Source organism: Burkholderia sp. Ac-20349 (assembly GCF_017104865.1).
Lineage (GTDB): Bacteria > Pseudomonadota > Gammaproteobacteria > Burkholderiales > Burkholderiaceae > Burkholderia > Burkholderia aenigmatica.
The window spans coordinates 1-1956 of sequence record NZ_JAAGPM010000319.1 but is presented as its reverse complement, the minus strand read 5'-3'; the positions used below and the strand labels follow the sequence as shown (position 1 = coordinate 1956).

Genomic DNA, 1956 nt, shown 5'->3' with positions numbered 1-1956 from the left:
TTTCCCTCACTCACGCTCTTCCGGTCTTGCGCGAGGCCGTGCTCGGCCAGCGTGTCGAGGCCGAGCGTCGCGCCCATCAGGTTCTGCGCGTCGAATTCGACGGCGACGACCGGCCGGCCGCGGCGCGCGAGCAGCACTGCGAGCGCGGCCGTGAGCGTCGTGCGGCCCGCGCCGCCCGTCGTCGACGTAATGGCGATCGTCTTCATCGGGTCGCCTCACCACCGCGTTCGCCGCGCTCGGCATCGGGCAGCAGCCGCCCGCGCAACGCGACCGGCACGAGTTCGCAGGGCACCGCTTCGCGCCGGTCGATCCCGCGCGGCGCATGAAAGCCGCGGCCGATGCCGAGGTGCTGGGCGACGATCCACACCGGCACCGCGATCGCGATGCCGACGATGAAACCGAGGACGAGTTCGGCGATCATACGACCCCCTGCTTGCGCAGCGGCATCTCGCTGCGGATGGCACCGCGTTTGCGCGCGGCGGGATTGACGGGTTCCGGCGGCGACGCGTCGACGGCCGCGACCGACGGCGTCGCACCGATCGCCTCGAGCGCGACGATCGTATCGATCGTATCGATCGCGTCGCTCACCTCGCCCGCGTCGGGCAACGCGTCGCCCGGAGCGGCGTGCGCCGGCGGTGTGCGCGGCGTGGCCGCGAACAAATCGCTGTAGTCGGCGATCGGCGCGCGCCGGTTCTCGGCCTTCAGCGCATTGAGCTCAATGTCGATGCTGCCGTGGCCGAGGCATACGACGCGGTCGGACAGCGTGTCGACCGGCACGTCGAAGATGCGCGCGAGCGCGTCTTCCGCGTCGACCGGTTCGCACGCGAACAGGAACACGTACAGGTGCGCGGCATCGGCCGTCACGACGTCGCCGGCGCGGCGCGGCCGGCAATGCCGCAGCGCGTCGACATGCGACACGCCCGGCAGCAGCGCGATCTTCGCGAGCGTGTGCGGCAGCGCGAGCACGGCGCCGCGATCGAGCACCGCGCGAATCCGCAGGCAGAACGCGCCGACCGGCAGGTAGCCGAGCACCGAATCGCCGAGCGCGGCCGCGAGCGCCGCACGATAGTCGGCCGCCACGGGCCGCGCATAGAGCTGGCCGCGCAGCGCGTGCACGGCAGCCTGCATCCGCGACACCGGCAGGTCACGCGCGACGACGCGGCTCGCGCCGACGCTCAGCACGAGCATCTCGAACTGCTGGCGCAGCACTTCGCCGCGCTCGACGACCGCGATCTTCAGCGCCCCGCCGCATTGCCGGCGCAGCGCGTGCACGTCCGCGCACAGCGCTTCGAGCTGCGCATGCGAGTGGAACACGAGCACCGCGGTCGCGGCCTGGGCATGCGCGCAGGCCGCGACGACGGCCGCGTTGTCTTCGACGATTTCCCAGCCCTCGGGCACGCGGGTCGTGCCGTCGAGCACCGCGCGGCTGGCGACGACGCGATCCTCGTCGCTCGCGAGCTTCATCCGGCTCGCGGGCTCGGTTGCGCCGCCGTCGACGCTCGCCGACAGCCGGCCGCCCGGCGCAAAGCGCAGCGACCGTACCTCGCCGGCCGCGAGCGTGTCGCCCGCACGCCAGAAATCGACGATCCACAGCAGTTCGCCGTGCGTGCGCTGCAACTGCGCGACGCCCGAGCAGATACCGTGAAAGCCGCTGCGCGGCGTGCGATCCGCATCGCGCACGAGCGGAGCATCGTCGGTGCGTGGTTCTTCGCCTGCATGGTCCGCCTCGGGATCGAGCAGCAGCACGAGCGCGATCCGCCGCGTGCGGCACCAGTCGGCAAGTGCGTGCGCCTCGTCGGCGAGCGCGATCGGGTCGTCCCAGCTGAACCAGCGCTGCGCGCCCTCGACGAAATACAGCGAGCGCGCGCGAAAGCCGTAACGCTTCAGCGCGCGCAGGCCGCCGGTCAGCCGTGCGAACGGGCCCGGTGCCGCGCGACGCGGTGCGTCGGCCGCTGC

Annotated in this window: 3 protein-coding genes; all 3 read right to left on the bottom strand. The window is 72.5% G+C overall.

The annotated features are described in order from the left end of the window. Nucleotides 1-206: AAA family ATPase (locus G3N61_RS38910; RefSeq protein ID WP_205825102.1), on the bottom strand; the 206-nt coding region annotated here is incomplete at its 3' end. Continuing rightward, nucleotides 203-421 carry a hypothetical protein gene (locus G3N61_RS38905; protein WP_205825100.1) on the bottom strand — a complete coding sequence of 73 codons (219 nt, stop codon included), beginning with the start codon at nt 419-421 and terminating at the stop codon, nt 203-205. The genes G3N61_RS38910 and G3N61_RS38905, both read right to left, overlap by 4 nt. Then, nucleotides 418-1956 (bottom strand): cellulose biosynthesis protein BcsE (gene bcsE, locus G3N61_RS38900; protein ID WP_205825098.1); only part of this gene is annotated, 1539 nt, incomplete at its 5' end. The genes G3N61_RS38905 and bcsE, both read right to left, overlap by 4 nt.